This is a genomic window from Azonexus sp. IMCC34842, from assembly GCF_050368855.1.
Classification (GTDB): domain Bacteria; phylum Pseudomonadota; class Gammaproteobacteria; order Burkholderiales; family Rhodocyclaceae; genus Azonexus; species Azonexus denitrificans_A.
The window spans coordinates 600,861-616,819 of sequence record NZ_CP178449.1; the positions used below are offsets into that span (position 1 = coordinate 600,861).

Here is a 15,959-nt window from a genome sequence, read left to right on the forward strand (position 1 = left end):
TCTTCAGTCGCGGGCGCGCCCGAGGACCTCGGCCGAGGCATCATGGACGGCCGTTTCGGGGCGCTTGGTGGTACCGAAATAGAGCAGCCATTCGGCTTCCGAGACTTCGAACTCGTCGATCATCGGGATCCGGCGTTCGGTGCTGCGGCGCCTGTCCATCCAGCCGAGCGGAGGGCCGTCGTCGCGGAGGCGCCGGTCGTCGATGGCGCGTCGCTCATTTCGTGTTGTCATGGTTTCCCCCTCCTTATTCTGTATTGGGCCGCAGTCTACAGGCTTAATCGATTGGATGCCGGTCGATGGGGAATGGTTCAGCGCTTCGCCGAGTTTGTTCCCGCCGCCTGGTCGGCCGTTGTCAGCGCAGTGCGGCTCGTCTCACGGCCGCAGGCTTAGCCATTTGAGCAGCGTGGCGTAGAGCGTCTCCGGCTCCACCGGCTTGGCGATGAAGTCGTTCATCCCCGCTTCCAGGCAGCGTCCCCGGTCGTCGGCGAAGGTGTTGGCGGTCATGGCCAGGATCGGCAGCGTGGCACCGGCCGGCAAGCGGCGGATCTGCCGGGTTGCTTCCAGGCCGTCCATTTCCGGCATCTGCATGTCCATCAGGATCAGGGCATAAGGCCGGGCACTGGCGTGTTCGACCGCCTGCCGGCCATTTTCGGCGAGGTCGATGACCAGTCCGGCCTCGCTTAGCAGTTCCTGGGCAATTTCCCGATTGATCGGTTCATCTTCGGCCAGCAGCACGCGGCGGCCGGCATGGTCGCGGAGCAGGGCGTTGAGCGCGGCGTTGCGGTCGAGGGGGCGGGCGTCGGGCTGCGCCTGGCCGGCATTGTCGATTTTGGTCAGCAGCGCCGTGAACCAGAACGTGCTGCCGCTGCCCGGCGTGCTGTCGACGCCGGCGTCGCCTCCCATCAAGCGGGCCAGCTTGCGGGTGATGGTCAGCCCCAGGCCGCTCCCGCCATATTTCCGGGTGGTCGAGCTGTCGGCCTGTTCGAATGCCTCGAACAGCCTGTCCCGCATGTCGGGCGGGATACCGATGCCGGTGTCGCTGACGGTAAACCGCAGCAGCGCGGTGTGTTCGGATTCTTCGACGATGCCGCAACCGAGGGTGACCGAACCGTGTTCGGTGAATTTGATGGCGTTCGCTGTGTAGTTGAGCAGGGCCTGTTGCAGCCGGGTCTGGTCGCCGCGCAGCCGCTGCGCCGGAATGCCCGCTGCCACGCGCAGGGCCAGGCCCTTGCCGTGGGCCCGGTCGGCGATGATCGACGTGACATTGGCGAAAATGCTGACCAGCGAGAAATCGATCTCTTCCAGGGAGAATTTCTCGGCCTCGATTTTCGACAGATCGAGAATGTTGTTGATCACCCCCAGCAGATGTTGGCCGGCCCGGTCTATCTTGTCGATGCGTTCGGCCTGCTCGTGGGTCAGGCCGCTGCGCTTCATGACATAGGCGAGGCCGGTGATGGCATTGAGCGGCGTACGGATTTCATGCGACATGTTGGCCAGGAAGCTGCTTTTTGCGATGTTCGCGGCTTCCGCGCTGTCGCGCGCCTCCTTCAACTGGACGGTGCGCTGATGAACCAGTTCCTCCAGATGGTGACGGTGCTGCTCCAGTTCGTCGTTGGTCCGTTTGCGCTCGGTGATGTCATGGCCGACGCCGAGCACGCCGATCGGTTGGCCATCGGGGGAAAGCATCGCGACCTTGGTAGTCTCGAGGAGGAGCCGGCGCCCATCGCTGGCCAGGGTTACCCACTCTTCGTTGATGCTCGGGCGGTTGGCGGCGATTGCCTTGCGGTCGTTTTCCCGGAAAGAATCGGCAAGTTCGGCTGCGACGAAATCATGGTCCGTCTTGCCGACGATGGCCTCTTCGCGAGCCCCGAAAAATTGCTCGAACATCGGATTGCAGGCCAGATAGACGCCGTTCATGTCCTTCAGCCAGACGAGATCGGGCAGTGTCTGGATCAGGGTTTTCAGAATGCTGCGCTCCTGGGCCAGGGTGGCGGCGGAATGGGCGATCTCCTGTTGGGAGCGCGCCAGTTTGCGGTTGCTGACGATCAGCCGGGTGGCGAGAAAGGCAATGGCCAGCGCGGCCAGCGCGAAAGTCACGAGCAGATTGTGATAGCGCTGCCAGACATCCTGCCAGGTGAAGTTTGGCGGTGCGGCAAAGGGCGGCAGGCGCAGCGTGCGCATCGCCTGCGCGACCGGCGAGTAGTCGGCCGGCACGTTGAAGCCTTCCAGTCCGGCCGCCCGGGCCGCCGGGTGGTCGTGGTCGAGGGCGAGCAGGGCGACGACGGCCTGGCGCGCCACCTGCTGATCGACATGCGGCATGGCGAGAAAGGGCCATTCCGGGTAGAGGCGGGTCGATGCGACATGCGGGAAGCCGGAAAAGGGCTGGACGTTGATCGCGACCATCCGGTCCGGTGCCAGTTTTCCTTCCTTGATCATGTTTTCCAGCGTGCCGGTGCGGACAAATCCGACATCGGCCTTGCCGCTCAGTACGGCGTCGACGACGAGGTCGAGCGGCAGGCCGGTGAACGTGACGTCGGCATCGTCGATCTCGATTTGCTGGCGGGCCAGTTCGACTTTTTGTGCGACATAGCTGCCCAGATAAGTGGGGCCGGGGGCGGCGATTTTCTTGCCGGGCAGATCGGCCAGCTGGCGAATGTCGCCGCGCTCCTTCAGGCGAATGATGACGCCTCCGAGGGCCGCTGCCGGAATACCGTCCTCCATTCGCGACAGCGTGGCCAGGGCGCCGGTCATGCTGTTGGCTTCGCGCAACTGGATGAAATGGGTCGGATTGGTAATGACGAAATCGAGTTCGTTTTTGCGCAGGGCGGCATCCATTTCATCCTGGCTCATCACCCGCAACTCGATCTTGTGGTCGGGAATGGCCTGGCCAAGATAATCGGCCAACGGTTGCCATTGCCTGGCCAGCTGGTCGGCCGAACGGTTGGCGAAGAGGCCGAGGCGCAATACTTCCTCGGCCATGCCGACGACGGGCAGGAGCAGCAGGAGCACGGCGACGAAGGTGAGACGACGCATGTTCAGGCGCTTTCCTGGTCCGGCAGATAGGCGTCGCTGACCAGGTCGAGCAGATTGTCCGCCTTGGCAAGCAGGCCGTTGGCCAGCATCAGTGTGTTGAGTTCCCGGCTTGCCGCCAGCAGGCGCCCGGTCGGAACGAGCAGGCTTTTGTTCTCGCTGAGGCTTGGCAGCTGAAGTCCGCGAAAGGTCTGCAGGGCCCGGTCGCCGGGCAGGGCCAGGCGACCGGCGAGGCGGTAGGCCGTATCCTGGGGACTCTGGCGCAATCGCTGGATACCGAGAAGATGTCCGCTGATCAGCGCCCGGAGTGCGGCTTCATGTTGGTATGCGGCATCGCTGCGCACCGCCAGGACGTCGAAAATGGTTTCCGGAAACTGCCGGCTGTCGAGCAGGCGTTTCGCGCCTTCGGCGAGCAGGCGGCTGGCCGTCGGTTCGTAGGTGATCAGGGCATCGACGCGCCGATCGTGCCAGGCATCAAAATGGCTGTCCGGGGTGAGCGACAAGATGCTGACGTCGTCCTTGGTCAACCCCGCCTTGGCGAGCAGCCTGATCAGTATCAGGGCGCCGAGCGCCGAAGTCTCGGCGCCGATGACCTTGCCCTTGAGATCGGCCAACTGGCGGATATTGGGCTTGGCGATAACGACGTCGGCGCCGGCCGAGATATCGAAAACCAGAACGACGGTCAGAGGGATTCCCCCGGCCCGAACGCGCAAGACCTCGTCCAGCGTCAGCGCGGCAGCTTCGGCGCGGTGCTCCATCAAGGCCGCAATCGAGTCGGTGGCCGAGCGGGTTTCAAGCAGCCGGAGCGCCTCGCCGGGGAGCCATCCCTCGCTGCGGGCCAGGAACATCAACTCGTAACCGGGCCAGACATGGCTGGCGACGGTCAGCGGTGGCGTCGGCTTGCAGCCGGCCACGGCCGGCAGCAGCGGCAAGGCCATCAAACTACGCAAGAGCTGGCGGCGAGGAAGGCTTGTTGGGGGGAACGAGAGCATTGTCTCGACATCTCTGCGGCGGGCGAATGATGGCCACTATAGCAAAGATGACCAGTCGCCGTCGGTGTCCCGAGCCGTCGGCCGTTCGGCGGGCGGTGGACGAAAAAAAGCGGGAGACCGGCTCCCGCTTTCTTGACGTCTTCCGGCTGGCCTCAGGGCAGCAGGAAAGAAGCTTTCTCGCGCACCTTGATGTCGGGGTTTTCCTGGGCAACGATGCCGAAATGGATCGGATTCGCCCCCTTCTTGCCGGCTTCCGGCGGAACGCGCACGACGGCCATGTAGGACTGCAGCGTGGCGGCCGGGACTTCGACGGTGTTGCCGTCGGCCAGTTCGGCGCCTTCCAGGCCCTCGACGGTAATGGTGTAGCGGTGCGCCTGCTCTTCGGTATTCATGATCTGCAGCGTATAGACGTTCTCGATGCGGCCGTCGTCGGCTTCGCGGGCCAGCGTCGAGCGATCGCGAATGATGTCGACCTTGAGCGGGATGCGGTGCGCCAGGAACCAGGCCGTCAGGCCGAGAATGATGGCGAGAATGAAGGTGTAGAGCAGGATGCGCGGCCGGACGATATGGCTGAGAATCTCCTTGCGCGTCAGGTGCCTGGCCATCGCCGTTTCAGTTGAGTAACGGACGAGGCCGCGCGGCAGGCCGACCTTGTCCATCACCTGGTCGCAGGCGTCGATACAGGCGGCGCAGCCGATGCACTCGTATTGCAGGCCGTTGCGGATATCGATGCCGGTCGGACAGACCTGGACGCAGAGGCCGCAGTCGATGCAGTCACCCAGGCCGGCGGCTTTCGGATCGACGCCTTTCTTGCGGGCGCCGCGGGTTTCGCCGCGTTGCGGATCGTAGGTGATGATCAGCGTATCCGGGTCGAACATCACGCTCTGGAAGCGGGCATACGGGCACATGTGCTTGCACACCTGTTCGCGCATGAAGCCGGCCATCAGGTAGGTGAAGCCGCCGTAGAAGAAGATCCAGAAGGTTTCCCAGCCGCTCAGGTTGCCGGTGCGGACGGATTCGATCAGTTCGCTGACTGGCGTGAAGTAGCAGACCAGCGTGAAACCGGTCCACAACGAGAGCAGGAGCCAGAGCAGGTGCTTGGTGCCCTTGATGCGGATCTTGCGGGCATCGAGCGGCGCCTTGTCGAGCTTGACGCGATCGTTGCGGGCGCCTTCGACCCAGTTCTCGATCCACATGAACATCTGGGTATAGACCGTCTGCGGACAGGCGTAGCCGCAGAACAGGCGGCCGGCAATGGCGGTGACGAGGAACAGGCCGTAGGCCGAGACAATGAGCAGGGCCGACAGATAGATGACGTCCTGCGGCCAGAACACCACGCCGAAGATGTAGAACTTGCGCTCGACCAGGTGCAGCAGGACGGCCTGACGGTCGTTCCATTGCAGCCACGGGGTCACATAGAAAATGAGCTGGGTGAAGATGACGAGGCCAATCCGCCAGTTGTCGAAAAAGCCACGCACGCCCTTGGCGTAGATGACCTTGTGTTTTTCGTAGAACGAGACGGGGCTGGGCGGGACTTGTTGCTGGCTAGGTTCGGGCTGGCTCATTGATTCTCTTGTTTGGCGACAAATCGAAAAGGTTGGAAACCGGTGTTAACGGGACCTTTTGTGGCCTGGCTGCATCAAGCATGCCTGCGGGGCGAACTAAGGGGGAAATGCCGCCAGACCACATGCCGGTTGACCATCGCCAGCCCAAAATGGGTGGAGAGCGCTATGGGCTGGAGATTATCACCGGTTTCCTGCTTACTTATTAACAAGATGCGTGCCTGCTTCTGCGTGTTTGGTAATTCGCATATAAATCAATTTGTTATCTGATATTTACGGTTTGCTGGCTGTTGTTTCAGGCGACGCTGTGTCAGTATTGTCGCATCTATTTGTCAATGGTGTCGAATCTGGCATGACTGCGCATTTTCTCAGTGAGTTGCTTTCCTTTCTCGATGGCCTGCCCGAGCCGCGCATCGTGATGAATGCCGAATACCGGATCGTCGCGGCCAATGCCGCCTATATTCGCGACTTCGGGGGCGGCCAGGCGATTGCCGGGCGCACCTGTTACGAGGTGTCGCATCGCTTCGCCGTGCCGTGCGACCAAGCCGGCGAATCCTGTCCGCTCAAGCTCAGCCTCGAGTCCGGTGCGCCGCAGCGGGTCCTGCATGTGCATCACACGCCGCGCGGCGAAGAACATGTCGATGTCGAAACGACGCCGATCCGCGACGATCAGGGGCAGATTGCCTACTTTGTCGAAACCATGCGCGTCGTCCGCCAGGCCAGCAGCGGGCCGGCGGCCCAGGGGCTGGTCGGGCGTTCGCCGGCGTTCGTGGCGATGCTGGAAAAGGTGTTGCGCGTTGCCAATTCCGATGCGGCGGTGGTGCTGCTTGGCGAAACCGGTACCGGCAAGGAACTGGTCGCCCACGCCATTCATGAGGCCAGCGCGCGCGATGAGGGGCCGTTCGTGGCGGTGGACTGCGCCGGCATGACCGAAAGCCTGTTTGAGAGCGAATTGTTCGGTTACGAAAAAGGTGCCTTTACCGGCGCGACACACCGCAAGCAAGGACTGGTCGAGGCGGCCCACGGCGGCACCCTGTTCCTCGATGAAATCGGTGAATTGCCCCTTTCCTTGCAGGTCAAGCTGCTGCGCCTGCTGGAAACCGGCACCTACCGGCGGGTCGGCGGACTCGAATGGCTGCCTGCCGATTTCCGGCTGATCACCGCCACCCACCGCGATCTGCGGGCGATGGTTCAGGCCGAAACCTTTCGCCGCGACCTCTACTTCCGCATCAACACCTTCCCGATTCGCACACCGGCCCTGCACGAGCGGGCCGACGACATTCCGCTACTGGCGATGTCCCTGCTCGAGCGGGTAGACCGCAAAAGCAAGCGGAAATTCTCGGCGGCCGCACTGTTCTGGCTGTCCACTCGGCGGTTCAGCGGCAACATCCGCGAACTGCGCAACTTGATCGAACGCGCCACGCTGCTGGCCGATGGCGACATCATCGATTTGCCGCACCTGGCCGATATGGCCGATGACCTGCCGCCGGCTCCGGCGAAGTCCGGCGATGCTTTTCAGTTGTCCGGGATCGTCGATCTGGTCAGTCTCGAGCGGCTCTATATCGACTGGGCGAAAACCCGGCCGGGCAGCGACCCGGCGACCCTGGCCGGGCAACTCGGGGTCAGCCAGCGGACCTTGTATCGCAAACTGGCCGGCCGCACCTGAGGCCTGGCGCGGCCTGAATTCGGTTTAGTAGGAAATGTTTATATTGACAGCAGTCTCGCCGCCGGCCACCTCGAAGGCGCTGTCGGCGAACTTCGGCGGGCCGAAAACCTTGGGGTTGTTGGACAGGCCGTAACCTTCGACGGGGAACATGCCGAGGCGGAGGTTCAGTTTGCCGTCCTGGTTGGCATCGTGATAGGCCATGATGGCGTAGCGGCCCGGCGGCAAACCCTCGAAAACCAACTGGGCGTCGCCCTTGACGGCAGGGATCGAAACGACCTGCACCGCCTTGTCTTCCTTGCGGAAAGTTTCCGGGTCGCGATAAAGCGAGGCGCGCAGATTGCCGCTGGTCTCCCGAACGTCCTTCAGCGTGACGACGACCTTGCTCTCTTCGGCCAGGGCCGCTCCGACGCCAAGCAGGCAGCCAAGGAGCAGTCCCTGTATCGGCAGGCGGTAGATGGGTGGCATTTGCATCGGGCTCAGTCCGGTTGGGGGGATGTCCATCATCTTGGCATTGACGGTCGCGGTCAATGGGCGGCCGGTTCAGAAAGGCATTGCCGGCACCATCCGGATTTCCCGCCGGCGTCAGGCCGACTGATCCGGCTTCTTGTCTTCCGCCGCCTGACGCGCCTGTTTTTCGCGCAGGCGTTTGTTCTTCTCTTCATTGCCGGCGAAGACATAGCGGCCGGCCAGCACGCAGCCCTTCATGCCGGGATCGCAGCTCAGGTTGTTGACCTTGGTGCACTTGCCGTTGATTTCGTGTGGACAGCCCCAGGAGGCCATGGCGTTCTCCAAAAAATCGGCGGGACATCGCCTCGCCCGAAACTCGCGAAAAATGCTTACGCGTGGTGTTGGTCAGTATCCTCCAAGCGGTAATCAGTGCTTTGATCTGGGCGAAGATCGCGTGGCCGGCCGGCGATTTCTCTGCCGCTTTGCCTGCCGCCGCCAGCGTCGCGGAGCCCGGTGTTTCACGCTATACTGTTTTTATGAACAGTACACGTCGCATTGCTCATCTCGACATGGATGCCTTTTTCGCCTCGGTCGAATTGCTGCGCTATCCGGAGTTGCGCGGCCAGGCTGTGGTGGTCGGCGGACGCAATACCGATCAGCCGGTCGAGCAGGCCGATGGCACCAAGCGTTTCGCCCGGCTGCGCGATTACGTCGGGCGCGGGGTGATTACCACCTCGACCTACGAGGCGCGGGCTTTCGGCGTCTTTTCCGGCATGGGCCTGATGAAGTCGGCGCAACTGGCGCCGGACGCCATTCTGCTGCCGGCCAATTTCGATGCCTATCGCGACTGTTCGCGCCGCTTCAAGGCGGCGGTGGCGAGCATTGCGCCGGAGATCGAGGATCGCGGCATCGATGAAATTTACATCGACCTCAGCGCCATTCCGGAAGAAACGCTGCCGCTCGCCCGCCGCATCAAGCAGGCGGTGTTCGCCGCCACCGGCTTGAGCTGTTCCATCGGCATCAGCCCGAACAAGCTGCTCGCCAAAATAGCGTCCGACCTCGACAAGCCGGACGGCATCACCATTCTTGGCCTGGACGATATCGCCAGCCGACTGTGGCCGCTGCCGGCCAAGAAAATCAACGGCATCGGCCCGAAAGCCTCGGAAAAGCTGATTCGCCTCGGCATCACCAGCATCGGCGAACTGGCTGCCGCCGCGCCGGAGTTTCTGGCGCGCCAGTTCGGCCGCTCCACCGGGGGCTGGCTGCACCGTGTTGCGCACGGCCTCGACGACCGGCCGGTGGTCACCGCCTCGGAGCCCAAGTCGATCAGCCGGGAAAGCACCTTCGAGCGCGATCTGCATGCCCGCCAGGACAAGGCCGAGTTGTCGGAGATTTTCACCGGACTCTGCCAGCGGGTGGCGGCCGACCTGCAGCGCAAGGGTTACGCCAGCCGGACCATCGGCATCAAGCTGCGCTATGCCGATTTTCATTCGGTGACCCGCGATATCACCTTGCCCAACGGGGTCAGCGATGGCCGGCTGATTCGCCAGGCGGCGGGCGAGTGTCTGCGGCGCGTGCCGCTCGATCAGAAGATCCGGCTGCTCGGCGTCCGGGCCAGCGGCTTGTTGCCGCTGGCCGAAGCCGCCGGCGATCGACCCGGTGGGCAGGCTGAGTTGCCCTTCTGACGAGCCACCCCGGTGCATCCCTGGGGCGGGCAGAAAATCGGCCATTGCCCGGGCGGGCAATGGCCGGCAAACAAACGGCCCCGCCTGACGAACGCGTCAGGCCGAAACGGACAGCAGCGAACTCAGGCTGGATGCCGTGTCGGTCTGGCTGCTGTAGGCGTGCATCAGCTCCATGATCTTCTTCATGATCTGCGCATCGCTGCTCTCGGCCGTTTTGCTGCTGCTGGCATCGCTGGTCGTCGCGCTCTGCGTTGATTGATCGTAGGCCGTGGCTTCCTGGAAGGTCACCTTGCCGTCACCGTCGGCATCAGCCGCTTCGAAATTGCTGACTACCTTGGAGATCAGGCTGCTGCGCGCGCTGTCGGTGCTGTCGGCCTCCGACAATTGCTGCGTCAGTTCCTCCTTGGTGAACCCGCTATCGTTGCCCGGCGGCGGGGGCGGCGGCATGCCGCTCATGCCTTGCGAACTCTGGCCGCTCATGCCCTGCATGCGCATCTGATTGAACTGGCTTTCAAGCTCATCCTGGAGCTTGCTCATTACGCTGGAAAGTTCGCTCTCCGTGACCTTGCCGTCGCTGTCGCTGTCCAGTGCGGCAAAAACGTCTTCGATGCTGGTGTCGTCGTTGCTCGTCCCGCCGATCTGGCTGAAGGCCGAGGCCAGGTCGCTCTTCTCGATATAGCCCTGATTTTTGGTGTCCAGCTTGGAAAACAGCTGGCTTGCTATCTGGGATGTTTGACTGATGCTGCTCACCATGATTCGCTCCTTGCGTTGAGTTGAAAAAGCCGTGGCCGTGGCCAGGTGTATTCCCTTTTGCAAGTTATCGGCCCGAAAACACGCTACCTGACGGCGGTTTTGGTTAAGCGGAGTAAAGCTTTGTTAAGAAATCGGCGAAAAATATCGTTGTACCCCCAGTTTTTCGCAAATTGCCGCTGATTTCGGCCATTCGGGCGGCAAATTCCGGGGGGCGGCAATATTTGCCGCCCGGCCAGCCGCGGCCGGGTAAAACTCTGTAAATACAAAGCCGGCCGGCCACTGCATTGGCTATGATGCAGCCGGTAAATGGCGACGATGGATGGAAGAATGGCGGCAGTCTTGCTGGTGGATGACGACGTGGAACTGGCCGAGATGCTCGGCGATTACCTGGCCCAGGATGGTTTTCAGGTAAGCACCGTGCACGACGGGGCGAGCGGCGTTGACGCCGCCCTGAGCGGCGATTTCGCCATCGCGGTACTCGATGTGATGATGCCGCAGCTGTCCGGCATCGAGGCGTTGCGCCGCATCCGGGCGGTCAGCGCGCTGCCGGTGCTGATGCTGACGGCGAAAGGCGACGACCTCGATCGCATCATCGGCCTCGAACTGGGGGCCGACGACTATGTCCCCAAGCCTTGCCAGCCGCGCGAACTGGCCGCCCGTCTGCGGGCCATCCTGCGGCGCACGGCGACGGCCAGCGAGCCGGCCAACGCCCCGATCGTCGTCGGCGATCTGACTGTCCGTCCGGAGTTGCGCCGCGCCGAATGGGCCGGTGGCGTGCTCGACCTGACCGGCACCGAGTTCAACCTGCTCGAAGCCCTGGCCCGCCATGCCGGCCGCCCGGTCAGCAAGAGCGAACTGTCGGAGATCGCGCTCGGTCGGCCGCTCGCCCGCTTTGACCGGAGCATCGATGTGCATCTTTCGAGCATCCGCCACAAGCTCGGCACCCTGGCCGACGGCCGGTCCTGCATCCAGACCGTCTACCGCCAGGGCTATCAGTTGATCCGGGAATAGCATGGGGCGGCTGTTCTGGAAGTTTTTCGTCTTCATCTGGCTGGCCCAGCTTGCCGGCATTCTCGGCACCGGGGCGCTGTTCTGGGTCGAGCGCCAGCAGTTTACCAATCATGTGCCGGGCATCGGCGAGAGACACCACCCCGGGCCGCCGCCGCATGAATTCGCCGATCATCCGCCGCCACCCGAGTTTGCCCGCGGCCTGCCGCCACCCCATGGCCGGCCGCCGGGCGGCCCGTTGCCGGTGTTGCCGATGATCGTCGGGCTGCTTGCCAGTCTGCTCTGTGCGGCCGGTCTGGCCTGGTATTTCGCCAAACCGATACGCCAGTTGCGCAATGCCTTCGATGCCGCCGCTAACGGCAATCTGGACGTCCGGGTGACGCCCGGCATGGGCGGCCGCCGCGACGAACTGGCCGATCTCGGCAAGGATTTCGACCGCATGACGGCGCAGTTGCAGAGCTTCATCGAAGGCCAGCAACGCCTGCTGCACGACGTCTCCCACGAAATGCGCTCGCCGCTCGCCCGCTTGCAGGCGGCGATCGGCCTAGCCCGCCAGCAGCCGGCGCGGATCGACGATTTCCTGCTGCGCATCGAACGCGAAGGCGACCGGATGGACCAGCTGATCGGCGAACTGCTCACGCTGTCGCGCGTCGAAGCGGGCGTCACCGGCGAACTGGAAGCGGTCGATATCGCCGAACTGCTCGCCAGCATCGCCGAGGATGCGCGCTTTGAAGGCAGTGCCCGCCAGATCGCCATCGCCTTCACCCCCGGCCCGAGCGCCGAGGTGAGCGCCAACGCCGAGTTGCTGCACCGGGCCATCGAGAACGTCGTGCGCAACGCCATCGGCCATTCGCCCGACGGCGGCACGGTGCGCCTGCAGCTCAGCTATCCGGATGACGGCAAGCTCCACATAACCATCGCCGATCAGGGACAAGGGGTGCCGGAGAACGAACTGGAGGCCATCTTCCAGCCTTTCTTCCGCGGCGAAGGAAGCACCTTCGGGAGCGGCTACGGTCTCGGCCTGGCCATCGCCCGGCGGGCGATCACGGCATCCGGCGGCCGGATCTACGCCCGGAAAATGCCGGGCGAAGGGTTGGTCGTCGTGATCGAACTGCCGCTGCTATCGGCTTGAAAGGCCATTGAATCAATGCGGTAGGTTTGGTGGTGTCGTCGAGAATCGACGGTGGTTTCGGGATCGCATGGCCATGAGCGTTTAAGCATTGCCCTTGGTCAAGGAATGTCGCGTCGTTGTTCAGTTCTGTGCGAATGGCTGAAGACTAAGGCTGCCAATCGAGGTTCACGATCACCGCCATCTAGTCGCCAACGATTCCCGGCCCCCGCCGGTTTTTATACGGATTTTCGGCATTGCAAAGGGCACAAGTCGCGCCGCTTACGATGGCGCAACAAGGCACATATTCCTAAACCGAGGATTGCAAGCATCGAAACAGATGGTTCCGGTATCGATGTCGTTATGGCCCCGTTGAGAATCATGTTGCCCGCACTCAGACTGATTATCGGGGCGGCGAGGGCAGAGTAAGAGTCCAGAAAAAGAAAATCGCCCGCCGTGAAGGTCATTTCGGGCGCTGACACGAGCACGTCGAGGAAGGAGAGCCCGTTTTCGCAAATATGCTGAACGGAGTGTTCGAGAAGATCGACGCGTGTTCGAACGACAGGATACCCGTGTACTCGATCCGGGAGGGATCAGCGGGCCCGGCGAATATAGACAATACTCCACTGCATGAGATGGTGGATCTGAGTTGAAGGCTGCCGTTGCCGACCGATAGGGTTTTAATAGCCAATGGCCGCTTACTTATCATTTAGCTGCCAGGGCCACAAACTTCCCATCAGACCTGACTTCGGCAATTCACGCAGATATCCTGTTCATAAGTAATTGAGTTAAGGCAAAATGCTCGCTATCGATAGATGTTTTGCCACAAGAACCGCTCCCTCTGTAGTCAAATGCCCATAATCCCAAGATAATAGTTCGTCGGGACGGCCAGGAATATGGCATAGGCAACCATCTTCACTACAGATGAGTTGGTATATAGATACGTAGCGACTCTGTTCTGAACGGAGTATTAACTCAATTTGCTTATCTGCTTCCTTTGCTTGTGCATCTATTCCAGTTGCAAGCCTCTCTGGAATCCTGTGAGGGAAGCTGTCTTTCCAAGCTTTATAGACAAGTTTTGGCAATGCTTCTTTCCAACTTGGAGCAGGACCCAAAACAATAATGTTTTTAACTCCCAGTTTCTTAAGCCTATGGATTGATTCTAGAAGCCCCTTCCGTGCAGCAGATTCGACCAGCCAATTATTTTGGTAGTGGTTCCAGACAGCAAACATGACCACTGTTTTTGGAAGGTTTCTCTGTATGCTGGCAATGACATGGTCGTTGCTCTCTTTGCATCGGTCATAGCCAAAATCCAATATTGGAGGGCAGCTGTCGCGTGTAAGCTGCGATATTACAAACTGCGTTCCTAGGGTGGCCCGCAAACCAGGATACAGCCTTGCGGCATGAGAGTCGCCCCAAACCAAAACCGAGTGACTTTCTACCGACTTTGGGACTTCAATGCACTCTATGTCGAAACCATCAGACGGCTGACTCGATGACAACCAACATTTTCCGGCTCTCGCATCTTTACCGAACTCATAGTTGAAATCAGCTATACGGCGAACTTCCTTTTGGATGCGAAACGCAAGACCATTTCTCTGAAACGTGTTGTAGCCTACGTAACCAACTACAGCCAACACGATGCACAGAGCAGCGGTCTTGATCCATCTCTTTCTTCCATACCGGATCGGTTTTTCGATCAGGCGGTAGGTCAGCCAAGCCAATACAACGCTCAGAATCACCGCTCCTATCCGAATTTCCGGCGACGGAACATCGGACTCGATAATCCGCAAAAAAGAGAGGATCGGCCAGTGCCAAAGATAGAGTGGATAACTAATTAAACCAACAAGCACCATCAGTCTATTGGAGAGAATGAACCGATTTACCCACGCTTCAGGCCCGGTCAGAATCAGGATGAACGCCCCCGACACCGGCAGTAACGCCCACCATCCAGGAAACGGCCTACTCTTGTTGATAAAGAAAACGGCGGCAATAAGAAGAAGCAGGCCAACTACCGAAAGAAGGTTATTAAGTACCTCCCTGCGCCGTGCCGACTGGGGCATGTCGCGGAAAAATATGGGATGGCATACCCAGCGTTGCATCCACGCGGAAAACTTTGTTCTTTTGAAAAAATGCTGGTAGGCCAAGGCCGACCCTACCAGCAACTCCCAGAAACGGGTTTGTGGCATGAAGAAAGTTTCCATGGGGTTCTTCGCGACTCCAGATATGTTGAGTCCGAGCGAGATCAGAGCCAGAAGAAAAACCACTATCAGGACGTTCAGTCCGATACGCCATGCGATAAAGATAAGAAGCGGGTAGATCAGATAGAACTGTTCTTCGATGGCCAGTGACCACAGGTGCAATAGTGGTTTTAGCTCGGCCGTCGTATCGAAATACCCCACCTCTTGCCATAGGATGAAGTTCTGTATAAAGCCCGTACCCGCCGCCACGTGCTTGCCCAATTGCTTGAACTCATTAGGCAACAAGGCGAACCAGCCGAAGGCATAACATGCCGACAGCACAACGATAAGAGCCGGGAAGATACGCTTGATGCGATGGGCGTAGAACTCGGTAAAACTGAAATCGCCGCGCTCCAAGCTCCTGAATATGATGGTGGAAATCAGGAAACCGGAAATAACAAAGAAGATGTCGACCCCAACAAACCCGCCTTGCAAGGCGAACGGGAACGCATGAAAAATAACAACCGAAAGGATTGCAACCGCGCGCAGACCGTCAATATCGGAGCGATAGACCGGGGGAACATTGTGTCCTTCAGGGTGCGAATTGAGCAGGTTGTTCGTGCGGAGGGCCAAGTGAGTAGACAAAACATCGAATTGTAACTCACGGTAGTTTTCGAAACTGAATCGCCGCGACAGTCCGGAACAGTCGTGAGGCGCAACGATAGCTAAGGTCATATTGTTGAGTCCGGGTTCGCCAGCGTCGGCAACGTAGCTCGTTTCCGGCATAAAGCAGCAAAGAGCGTTGGCTGAAGGAGCGAGCCGTCCCACTGCATGGGCGAGTGGCAAGTATCTGACGGATTATTTTCCGTTCTCACAACTCGATTTTTCAGTGTTGCTACGGCAGCTACTGGCGGTAGGCTACCCCCGGAGCAATTCATATCGAATTCAATAATGAGATGTCCGGCTGATGATTCTTGCCGGTTAGCTTCGCCAGAAAGCGGAATTGGTGGAGTCGGATGTCACCTTTGCCGGTTAGCCGGTAAAACTGTCCGGCATCTGCAGGGCGATGACTTCGCCGCGGGCGGTGGCGATGCCGTCGGCGTAGACAGTGGCTTCGACGACGACCTTGCGGCCCTTGATCTCCTTTACCTTGCCACGGATTTCCAGTTGTGGGCCGAGCGGTGTCGGTTTCAGGTAGCTGACCTGGAGCGATCCGGTGACGAAACGAAAGGCCGGCAGGCTGTCCATCGGGCGGTTTTCGGCGCGATACATCGCGGCGGCGGCCGTGCCGGTGCCGTGGCAGTCGATCAGCGAGGCGAGCAGGCCGCCATAGACGAAGCCGGGAATCGCCGTGTGTTCGGGTTTCGGTTGAAAGCGGGTGACGGTTTCGTCGCCTTCCCAGAAGGTCTTGATCTGATGTCCGTCGGCATTGAGCCGGCCGCAGCCGTAGCAATGGGCGACGTTCTCCGGGTAGTAATCCTGAAAAGCCTGCATGGTGTTTCCTTCGTATTGGTGGGCAACGGCCATC

Annotated in this window: 14 protein-coding genes; 4 read left to right on the forward strand and 10 right to left on the reverse strand. The window is 60.7% G+C overall.

Going from position 1 to position 15,959, the window contains the following annotated elements:
• Positions 1-3 precede the first annotated feature (3 nt).
• The 4 genes from ACLIKD_RS02820 to ccoG form a co-directional block, all read right to left on the reverse strand.
• Positions 4-231: a hypothetical protein gene (locus ACLIKD_RS02820; protein ID WP_428827087.1), complete on the reverse strand. Its 228-nt coding sequence runs from the start codon at positions 229-231 to the stop codon at positions 4-6.
• Positions 232-372: 141 nt separating this feature from the next.
• Positions 373-3,033, reverse strand: coding sequence for a PhnD/SsuA/transferrin family substrate-binding protein (locus ACLIKD_RS02825; protein WP_428827088.1), 2,661 nt, complete (start codon positions 3,031-3,033; stop codon positions 373-375).
• 2 nt (positions 3,034-3,035) lie between these two features.
• Positions 3,036-3,968, reverse strand: coding sequence for an ABC transporter substrate-binding protein (locus ACLIKD_RS02830; RefSeq protein WP_428827089.1), 933 nt, complete (start codon positions 3,966-3,968; stop codon positions 3,036-3,038).
• 206 nt (positions 3,969-4,174) lie between these two features.
• A complete protein-coding gene (gene ccoG, locus ACLIKD_RS02835; protein ID WP_428827090.1) occupies positions 4,175-5,587 on the reverse strand; it encodes a cytochrome c oxidase accessory protein CcoG in 1,413 nt (470 codons plus the stop codon).
• 349 nt (positions 5,588-5,936) lie between these two features.
• Between ccoG and ACLIKD_RS02840 the strand changes: the two genes are divergently transcribed.
• Positions 5,937-7,250: a sigma-54 interaction domain-containing protein gene (locus ACLIKD_RS02840; RefSeq protein ID WP_428827091.1), complete on the forward strand. Its 1,314-nt coding sequence runs from the start codon at positions 5,937-5,939 to the stop codon at positions 7,248-7,250.
• A gap of 24 nt (positions 7,251-7,274) precedes the next feature.
• Here the strand turns inward: ACLIKD_RS02840 and ACLIKD_RS02845 are convergent, their stop codons facing one another.
• Both ACLIKD_RS02845 and ACLIKD_RS02850 read right to left on the reverse strand, forming a co-directional pair.
• Complete coding sequence (locus ACLIKD_RS02845; RefSeq protein WP_428827092.1) at positions 7,275-7,721, reverse strand: DUF2141 domain-containing protein; 447 nt, start codon at positions 7,719-7,721, stop codon at positions 7,275-7,277.
• A 111-nt stretch (positions 7,722-7,832) separates the two neighbouring features.
• Positions 7,833-8,030, reverse strand: a complete 198-nt coding sequence (locus ACLIKD_RS02850; RefSeq protein ID WP_226418785.1) for a hypothetical protein — start codon at positions 8,028-8,030, stop codon at positions 7,833-7,835.
• Between the two features lie 203 nt (positions 8,031-8,233).
• On the opposite strand from ACLIKD_RS02850, the gene dinB reads away from it, so the two are divergent.
• Positions 8,234-9,382, forward strand: a complete 1,149-nt coding sequence (dinB, locus tag ACLIKD_RS02855) for a DNA polymerase IV (protein WP_428827093.1) — start codon at positions 8,234-8,236, stop codon at positions 9,380-9,382.
• A 96-nt stretch (positions 9,383-9,478) separates the two neighbouring features.
• On the opposite strand, the gene ACLIKD_RS02860 is transcribed toward dinB, so the two are convergent.
• Positions 9,479-10,135, reverse strand: a complete 657-nt coding sequence (locus ACLIKD_RS02860; RefSeq protein ID WP_428827094.1) for an EF-hand domain-containing protein — start codon at positions 10,133-10,135, stop codon at positions 9,479-9,481.
• A gap of 327 nt (positions 10,136-10,462) precedes the next feature.
• On the opposite strand from ACLIKD_RS02860, the gene ACLIKD_RS02865 reads away from it, so the two are divergent.
• Both ACLIKD_RS02865 and ACLIKD_RS02870 read left to right on the forward strand, forming a co-directional pair.
• On the forward strand, positions 10,463-11,146 hold the full coding sequence (locus tag ACLIKD_RS02865) for a response regulator transcription factor (RefSeq protein ID WP_226418788.1): 684 nt from the start codon (positions 10,463-10,465) through the stop codon (positions 11,144-11,146).
• A 1-nt stretch (position 11,147) separates the two neighbouring features.
• Positions 11,148-12,275, forward strand: a complete 1,128-nt coding sequence (locus ACLIKD_RS02870) for an ATP-binding protein (protein WP_428827095.1) — start codon at positions 11,148-11,150, stop codon at positions 12,273-12,275.
• Positions 12,276-12,490: 215 nt separating this feature from the next.
• Here the strand turns inward: ACLIKD_RS02870 and ACLIKD_RS02875 are convergent, their stop codons facing one another.
• From ACLIKD_RS02875 to ACLIKD_RS02885, 3 genes are all read right to left on the reverse strand, one after another.
• Positions 12,491-12,718 (reverse strand): PEP-CTERM sorting domain-containing protein, encoded by a 228-nt coding sequence (locus tag ACLIKD_RS02875; RefSeq protein WP_428827096.1) that lies wholly within the window; start codon positions 12,716-12,718, stop codon positions 12,491-12,493.
• 321 nt (positions 12,719-13,039) lie between these two features.
• Complete coding sequence (locus ACLIKD_RS02880; RefSeq protein ID WP_428827097.1) at positions 13,040-15,277, reverse strand: acyltransferase family protein; 2,238 nt, start codon at positions 15,275-15,277, stop codon at positions 13,040-13,042.
• Between the two features lie 186 nt (positions 15,278-15,463).
• Complete coding sequence (locus ACLIKD_RS02885; RefSeq protein WP_226418791.1) at positions 15,464-15,925, reverse strand: PaaI family thioesterase; 462 nt, start codon at positions 15,923-15,925, stop codon at positions 15,464-15,466.
• Positions 15,926-15,959 lie beyond the last annotated feature (34 nt).

What these genes read in the sequence shown, in the direction of transcription:
- ACLIKD_RS02845 (WP_428827092.1), bottom strand. Translation starts at nt 7,721, where the DNA reads ATGCAAATGCCACCCATCTACCGCCTGCCGATACAGGGACTGCTCCTT.
- ACLIKD_RS02850 (WP_226418785.1), bottom strand. Translation starts at nt 8,030, where the DNA reads ATGGCCTCCTGGGGCTGTCCACACGAAATCAACGGCAAGTGCACCAAG.
- ACLIKD_RS02870 (WP_428827095.1), top strand. Translation starts at nt 11,148, where the DNA reads ATGGGGCGGCTGTTCTGGAAGTTTTTCGTCTTCATCTGGCTGGCCCAG.
- ACLIKD_RS02830 (WP_428827089.1), bottom strand. Translation starts at nt 3,968, where the DNA reads ATGGCCTTGCCGCTGCTGCCGGCCGTGGCCGGCTGCAAGCCGACGCCA.
- ACLIKD_RS02865 (WP_226418788.1), top strand. Translation starts at nt 10,463, where the DNA reads ATGGCGGCAGTCTTGCTGGTGGATGACGACGTGGAACTGGCCGAGATG.
- ACLIKD_RS02860 (WP_428827094.1), bottom strand. Translation starts at nt 10,135, where the DNA reads ATGGTGAGCAGCATCAGTCAAACATCCCAGATAGCAAGCCAGCTGTTT.
- ccoG (WP_428827090.1), bottom strand. Translation starts at nt 5,587, where the DNA reads ATGAGCCAGCCCGAACCTAGCCAGCAACAAGTCCCGCCCAGCCCCGTC.
- ACLIKD_RS02825 (WP_428827088.1), bottom strand. Translation starts at nt 3,033, where the DNA reads ATGCGTCGTCTCACCTTCGTCGCCGTGCTCCTGCTGCTCCTGCCCGTC.
- ACLIKD_RS02820 (WP_428827087.1), bottom strand. Translation starts at nt 231, where the DNA reads ATGACAACACGAAATGAGCGACGCGCCATCGACGACCGGCGCCTCCGC.
- ACLIKD_RS02840 (WP_428827091.1), top strand. Translation starts at nt 5,937, where the DNA reads ATGACTGCGCATTTTCTCAGTGAGTTGCTTTCCTTTCTCGATGGCCTG.
- ACLIKD_RS02875 (WP_428827096.1), bottom strand. Translation starts at nt 12,718, where the DNA reads ATGACCTTCACGGCGGGCGATTTTCTTTTTCTGGACTCTTACTCTGCC.
- dinB (WP_428827093.1), top strand. Translation starts at nt 8,234, where the DNA reads ATGAACAGTACACGTCGCATTGCTCATCTCGACATGGATGCCTTTTTC.
- ACLIKD_RS02885 (WP_226418791.1), bottom strand. Translation starts at nt 15,925, where the DNA reads ATGCAGGCTTTTCAGGATTACTACCCGGAGAACGTCGCCCATTGCTAC.